This window comes from uncultured Nostoc sp. (assembly GCF_964245445.1).
In the GTDB taxonomy this organism is placed as follows: domain Bacteria; phylum Cyanobacteriota; class Cyanobacteriia; order Cyanobacteriales; family Nostocaceae; genus Nostoc.
The window spans coordinates 20,610-27,293 of the sequence record NZ_CAXTNE010000085.1; the positions used below are offsets into that span (position 1 = coordinate 20,610).

General features: G+C 41.2%; 5 protein-coding genes and 1 pseudogene. 1 reads left to right on the forward strand and 5 read right to left on the reverse strand.

Annotated features, from left to right (window positions below; translation table 11 throughout):
* Positions 1-53: 53 nt before the first annotated feature.
* The 5 genes and pseudogenes from gpmI to ACFE90_RS16110 all read right to left on the reverse strand — a co-directional run bounded on the left by gpmI (position 54) and on the right by ACFE90_RS16110 (position 5,897).
* Positions 54-1,652, reverse strand: coding sequence for a 2,3-bisphosphoglycerate-independent phosphoglycerate mutase (gpmI, locus tag ACFE90_RS16090; RefSeq protein ID WP_375502162.1), 1,599 nt, complete (start codon positions 1,650-1,652; stop codon positions 54-56).
* A 269-nt stretch (positions 1,653-1,921) separates the two neighbouring features.
* Entirely contained in the window at positions 1,922-2,224 is a 303-nt protein-coding gene (locus ACFE90_RS16095; RefSeq protein ID WP_375502164.1) for a hypothetical protein, read from the reverse strand.
* Between the two features lie 480 nt (positions 2,225-2,704).
* Positions 2,705-4,399: an ABC-F family ATP-binding cassette domain-containing protein gene (locus ACFE90_RS16100; protein WP_375502166.1), complete on the reverse strand. Its 1,695-nt coding sequence runs from the start codon at positions 4,397-4,399 to the stop codon at positions 2,705-2,707.
* 167 nt (positions 4,400-4,566) lie between these two features.
* A pseudogene (locus tag ACFE90_RS16105) lies at positions 4,567-5,317 on the reverse strand (Rpn family recombination-promoting nuclease/putative transposase).
* A 94-nt stretch (positions 5,318-5,411) separates the two neighbouring features.
* Positions 5,412-5,897: a hypothetical protein gene (locus ACFE90_RS16110; protein WP_375502168.1), complete on the reverse strand. Its 486-nt coding sequence runs from the start codon at positions 5,895-5,897 to the stop codon at positions 5,412-5,414.
* Between the two features lie 355 nt (positions 5,898-6,252).
* Between ACFE90_RS16110 and ACFE90_RS16115 the strand changes: the two genes are divergently transcribed.
* Positions 6,253-6,663 carry a hypothetical protein gene (locus ACFE90_RS16115; protein ID WP_375502170.1) on the forward strand — a complete coding sequence of 137 codons (411 nt, stop codon included), beginning with the start codon at positions 6,253-6,255 and terminating at the stop codon, positions 6,661-6,663.
* Positions 6,664-6,684 lie beyond the last annotated feature (21 nt).

Genomic DNA, 6,684 nt, shown 5'->3' on the forward strand with positions numbered 1-6,684 from the left:
TTTTAATTCATCACTCTTTACTATTAACTCTTAACTCCTCACTCTTAACTGTTTTACAGTCCCACTTGTACGGGGGTGCGAGTGCGTTGCAGCTCATATTCTGCTGTTTTCAGCAGCGATCGCCCGGTCATTTCTGGTGGCTGAGGCAGCTGTAAAATCTCTAGAATCGTAGGCGCGATGTCGGATAGCTTGCCATCGCTTCGCAGTTCGACATTCGTACCATATCCAGGGATTTTGACTTTCTCTCCTTCCACCAAGATTAAGGGGACTGGATTAGTCGTGTGAGCTGTCCAGGGATTACCCTGATTATCTAGCATATACTCAGCGTTACCGTGGTCGGCAGTAATAATTGTTGTACCACCAGCTTTAATAACGCCCTCTAATAGGCGACCCAAACAGCGATCGACTGTTTCAATTGCTGTAATGGTAGCGTCGATTTGACCAGTATGCCCTACCATGTCTGGGTTGGCATAGTTAATCACAACTAGAGAATATATACCCTTTTGAATCGCAGCGATCGCTACATTTGTAACTGCTGCTGCTGACATCGCTGGGGCGTGATCGTAAGTCGCTACCATCGGGCTGCTTACCAGTTCTCGATCTTCTCCAGCAAAAGGTTCCTCCAGACCCCCATTAAAGAAATAGGTGACGTGGGCGTATTTTTCTGTTTCGGCGGTGCGGAACTGATTCAAACTATGATTGGCTATAACTTCTCCCAGAATGTTACTGAGATTCTGAGGCTCAAAGGCTACAGCCACGGGTAAGTCTGAATCATACTGTGTAAAGGTGACAAAGGACAACGGTGTGATTTGCTGTCTTTCAAAACCTTTAAACGTAGGACTGACCAAAGCCTGAGTCAGTTGTCTAGAGCGATCGGGGCGGAAGTTGAAAAATATCACCCCATCCCCTGGTTGTATTGCGCCGGGAGCAATTCGGATTGGGTTGACAAATTCATCTTTTATCCCTTGGTCGTAAGATGCTTGCAAGACTTCCACAGCCTTGAGACCATTACCGACACTATCTTGTATCATCATGTCGTAGGCGCGTTTGACCCGATCCCAGCGGTGATCGCGATCCATCGCGTAGTAGCGACCGCTGAGGGTAACTATGCGCCCAATTCCTATGCGGTCTATATAATCTTGTAGCAGTGCGATTGTTCTTACACCGTCAGTTGGGGCGGTGTCACGACCATCGGTGATAGCGTGAATACAAACTTCTGGAATTCGCTGGTTTTTGGCTAAGTCAAGTAGTCCGAATAGATGGGTGATATGCGAATGTACCCCTCCCTCAGAACAAAGCCCGACTAGATGCAGCTTGCTATTCCGAGAACGAACTTCCTGGCAAATTTTGACAAGTGCTGGGTTTAAGGCAATAGAACCGTCTTCGACTGCATCGGAGATGCGTACAAGTTCTTGCGGTACCACTCGCCCAGCACCAATGTTCAAATGACCAACTTCCGAGTTGCCCATTTGACCGTCTGGCAACCCTACGGCTTTTCCTGAAGTGTGGATGAGGGTATGCGGGTAAGCTGCCCATAAACTGTCCACTACTGGAGTTTTAGCAGCAACAATAGCGTTTCCTCGCCTTTCCTCGCAGTAGCCCCATCCGTCTAAAATGACTAGCACCACAGGAGCAACAGGTGCTTTGGTCATAGTAAAATTGCCCTTTACTTTTTGTAATACCCGAATGATACCACTGCTAATCCACGCCGCAAGAAGAGATATGCTTATTAAATTCTTTTATTAATGACTTTATAGTTTTCTTGGATTTTTCTTAAGCTTGTTAAATCTTGTGTATTTTATGATTTTTAAATTATTGATTAATTCATGAGTAGCAATTGCTACTTTTAGACTAAGTAAATCATTCTTGTTTTGCAGTAACTTTAGCAGCATACAAAAATGACCAAACCAAAAAGGAACATTTAATTATCTTCTAAAAGCTCTTTAGCAGTCTCATCGAGTCTCTTGTTTGCATTATCACAGAAGTTGAAAAACATTTTGCTTACAACTCCAGAGGTAAGTCCAACAGCCGTTGTCGCTGCGGCTGCCGATACATTGCCCAAGCAAACTGATACAGCAGTTACAACGCCAAGTATAGTAGTTGCTGTTGCTAGGCTAATAGCTAGGTTAAAACTTGCACTGCCTTGTCGGGAACGTTCTTGATACCAGTGTATTGAAATGTCCTTTGGCTGCACTTCTATGTTAGTTTTAAATTGTTTGTTCATTTGATTTTTGAAAAAGTAGGTTTTTTGAAAGTCTGCAAGGTAGCTGCGAACTACCCAGCAGCTTAAGAAAGGCTAGCCCTACAAATAGGCTGCCATCTTCTAAAGACCACTTTAAGTCAGTAGTGTTTAATAACCTACCTGGAAGCTGGAAACTAAAGGGCAGCTTTTTAACATACCGAAAACTTTCAGCTAGAGAATCCTAGCTTGAGAATAGCTATGTTGTAGTAGCACAATACAGTATAAATACTTAACCAGAAATGGCTTAAAAAGCTTTCTTGCTTTCTGATAACCGAATGATACCACTGCTAATCCACGCCGCAAGGAAAGATTTGCTTATTAGATTCTTTTATGAAGGACTTGCAGTCTTTTAAAATATTTTTTTAATTTTAGTAATTTTCCTGTGATGTTTTTAAACCTTAATAAGGAGTTGTTACTTAGTAGTAGCATTTTCGCGCTACTACTAAGTCCTTTTCTAGTTTTTCATTTCCTTTTTGTAGAAGCTTTAGCAGCTTTAGCAGCTTTTTTCGCTGCTTTTTCGGCTTCTATTGCAGCTAACTTTGCCTGTTCTTTTTCTTCGGCAATTTTCTGGAGATAGTAATGATAATCTCCTAAATAAACGCGGAATTCTCCATCACGAATTTCGACGATTTTATTCGCTACTTGAGAAATAAAGTAGCGGTCATGAGAGACTACAATTGCCGTGCCATCATAGTTTTGTAGCGCCTCTTCCAGCATTTCTTTAGCTGGAATATCTAGGTGGTTTGTCGGCTCATCTAAAATTAGTAAGTTCGCGGGACGTAAGAGCATTTTTGCCAAAGCCAGACGAGCTTTTTCTCCTCCACTTAATGCCCCAACTGCCTTAAATACTGTGTCACCAGTGAATAAGAAGCGTCCTAAAAGCGTGCGGACTTCTTGATTATCCCAGTCTGGAACTTCATCATGGATAGTTTCCATGACAGTTTTTTTCAAGTCTAAGGCTTCAGCTTGATTTTGCTCAAAGTAACCGGGAATAACGTTATGATCCCCTAATTGAACAATACCTTCTGTGGGTTGTTCCATACCCATAATTACGCGCAGAAGGGTAGATTTTCCAGCACCATTGGGACCAAGAAAAGCAATGCGATCGCCTCTTTCAATTAGCAGATTTGCTGCCAAAAACAAGATTTTATCACCATAAAGATGAGTTAAATCTTTAATGTCCACTACTTCGCGTCCACTGCGAGGTGCAGGCGGAAAACGGAAGTGTAGAGTTCTTACCCCTGCAATGGGTGCTTCAATGCGCTCAATTTTTTCGAGTTGCTTTTCCCGGCTTTTTGCCTGGGTACTGCGGGTAGCACTGGCGCGGAATCTATCAACAAAGGTTTGCTGTTTCTCTAATTCTTTTTGCTGGCGTTCGTAAGCACTAAGCTGTGCTGATTGACTTTCGGCTTTTTGTTCCAAATATGCTGAGTAGTTACCAAGGTAGGTACTGGAAACGCCACGTTCAGTTTCCACAATTTGGGTGCAGAGGCGGTCAAGGAACTCCCGGTCATGAGAGACTATTACCATCGGCGTAACCAGCCCTCTGAGGTAATTTTCCAACCACTCAATGGTTTCCAAATCTAGGTGGTTAGTCGGTTCATCCAGCAGCAACAAGTCGGGTTTTTGCAGGAGGATTTTACCCAAACTCATCCGCATTTGCCAACCACCACTGAAGGCGCTGACGAGGCGATCGCCATCTTCTAGCCCAAACCCCATCTCTGGTAAAATTTTCCCGATGCGTGCATCTAAGTTGTAGCCATCCAAAGCTTCAAATTTGCGCTGCAAGCGATCCAACTTGTCGATCAGTCGATCCAGTTCCTCTGAGCTAGCCGTTTCCATCTCTTGCGGCACATGCGCCAGAGATAACTGTACTTCGTTCGCTTCTTTAAAGACAGTCCAAAATTCTTCTCTAACAGTGCGGGTGGGGTCTACTTCAAACTCTTGGTTGAGGTAGGCTATGTGTAAGCTATTAGGACGGATAATTTCGCCTGCGGTGGGTTCAATTTCCCCAGAGATGATTTTGAGTTGGGTAGATTTTCCAGCACCGTTGACACCGACTAAGCCAATGCGATCGCCTGGTTTAACTTCCCAGTTGATATCTTTGAGAACTTCGCCTGTGGGATAAATTTTACTTATATGTTCTAGTCGTAGCATTAAGTTTCTCTCAGGTAGGGAGTGGGTGGTTGAGGACGAAGTACTAACACCGCCTCTAATATTAACAAAAATTAACTATAAATTCGTCGTGAGAAAGTCTGGAAGCCGCAAACCAAATTTGGCTTGAGCCACGAGTAAAATTTACCACATCTATCTTAAGGCTAGCTTTATGTTACTTGTCTAACTTCTTCGACACTCAAATCTAACGCCTCCGCTACTTGTTCTACAGTTAACCCTGCTACCACCATTGCTGGTACTGCTTTTAGTTTCCCTTTAACCTCACCTTGTTCAATGCCTTGTTCGACACCTTCCTAAAAGGCTTCCTGATAAAATCTGGTTTGCTTTAACTCGCTTAAGCTATACATTGGCTCCATCTCCTCCCTACTCATTGCAGGAAACTTGTAAGCCAAAATAGTCTCTATAAATTGTAATAATTGCTGCTATTTTGATGGTGAGTTTATCTTGGACTTGGTTCTGTCTATCAACTCCCTTGCTTGTGCGATCACTATATCGTTGGTTGCAATTACTAATTTAGCAGTTGCAATGCCAATTGGAAGTGATGCATGCAGCCTTACCTAATTCATCCAAATAAATGCGCCTGACACCCTGGTTTGTGAAAAACTCACGGTAATGTTTGATATCGCCTGTATCTACATTCCTATTTGGGTATAAAACCACAGCACCTCAGTTATTTAATGGTTGATTCTGACGTAGGTATAAACATATTCCTGCAAATAGCCGTGAATGAATTTTCCCATCGGCTTGAAATTGCACTTCAACAAAGTAAATCTGGTTCTCAGTTCCTTGTGTAGGTAGAAACACACCATCGATTCTGAAGGCTGTTTGTTTGATTTCAACTAATGAAAATTGATAAAGGCTAGCTGATTCTGGAGGATTACCAATAAGTTCAAAGAAGATATCAGGGAATTATTGAAACAGCCGATAAAAGATGATGTCTGTTTTCATAATTTTATATCAATTGAAGATTTTGATTTGCTGTTCATGTGTTACTTTATTCTTCAGAACCATCTCGCACTTTCAGCAATTGCTCTTTTGCCATCCCTAATATACGTGAAAGGGGCGCTAATAAACTATCATCAAATGCTTGTCCTGCATAAATATTATTCAGTTCGGTAGGGGATAATTTAAAGGTGTCGCAGAATTTAACAAACTCCTGGTTACTCAAGTCAAGCTCTTTTTGCCTATCATAAAGTAAAACTGCGATCGCTCTAGTTCCATACTTCGGACGTTCACTAGTTTTTACATATTTTTCCATTAAATAATTGACCTTCCTGGTATCGCCGCCGATTTTTTTAATTAAATCAGTACAAGCCATTTTTAGAGCTTTCTTTAAAACTTCTTCTTCATTTAAAAACTTAATAATTTCACTGGCATATTCTGGTTTAAAAAATCCCACCAAATCACCTTGATGATAAACTGGGATATAAGGATTATTCGTTTCAAGTTGCCAATCTAAAGGCTCATTGCGTAGCGACATAGCTGCACCCCTAAATATTTTAAGATTGCACCATTTTAAAACCATTTATTCCTTAACTGCCAGTAAAATACCCTATTACTGGCAATTAGAAATCGCAGCTATACAGACAAAACCCACCTCTGCGGGTTTCAACTTGCTGGAGTCCACGCAGACGGACTTAGTTTGTGCAGCCGTTATGTATTTCTACCAGAACCTCTAACTCAGCTAAAATTAGCGATCGCTTTGCTCATCGGTAAGTGGCTAAAGGGTTGCCAGATAAGGGGTTGGTAGTGTTATGAGGCTGTTGTTAGATATTCAACCATAATGGGCATACTGTAAATATCAAGTAAGTAGGCATCGAAACAGGGTAAACAGTATGTTGACGATAACATGGCAAGAAGAGATTGCATCCTTAAAACAAGATTTGAAGAAGGAAATTAAAAAAATCTCAGGTAATTCTGAAATTAATATACCTAATCATATTTGCATTAATAACCTGAAATCTAAGTTAGAACGATTAGATGAAATAGAAAGAATTCTTAGTATAGAAAAATATAAAATTGCTTTTATAGGTACTATTGGTCAAGGAAAGACGACAGCTATTTGCCATCTTTTTAACTTAATAAACGACTTTAATGTTTCTAAAACTATTGCTAATAGGTCTCGAAATGTAATCGAAACTAAAGAGTTGCTATCAACAGGAGCAGGTAAAACTACTATATGTGAAGTAATTATCAAAGCTGCGGAAAAAACTTACAGCATTTTCGAGGTGCATGAGGTACAGTAAGTAATAGTGCATTAAGAACTA